General features: G+C 55.8%; 1 rRNA gene. It reads right to left on the bottom strand.

Annotation, left to right across the window (positions count from 1 at the left end):
• Nucleotides 1-240, bottom strand: a 16S ribosomal RNA gene (locus H926_RS0104810); the annotation flags it as partial.

Genomic DNA, 240 nt, shown 5'->3' with positions numbered 1-240 from the left:
GTGTCTCAGTCCCAGTGTGGCCGATCACCCTCTCAGGTCGGCTACGCATCGTTGCCTTGGTGAGCCGTTACCTCACCAACTAGCTAATGCGACGCGGGTCCATCCATAAGTGACAGCCGAAGCCGCCTTTCAATTTCGAACCATGCGGTTCAAAATGTTATCCGGTATTAGCCCCGGTTTCCCGGAGTTATCCCAGTCTTATGGGCAGGTTACCCACGTGTTACTCACCCGTCCGCCGCT

This window comes from Novosphingobium sp. B-7, assembly GCF_000410615.1.
Taxonomy (GTDB): domain Bacteria; phylum Pseudomonadota; class Alphaproteobacteria; order Sphingomonadales; family Sphingomonadaceae; genus Novosphingobium; species Novosphingobium capsulatum.
The sequence above is the reverse complement of the archived record's forward strand: the minus strand, read 5'-3'. Positions and strand labels throughout refer to the sequence as shown.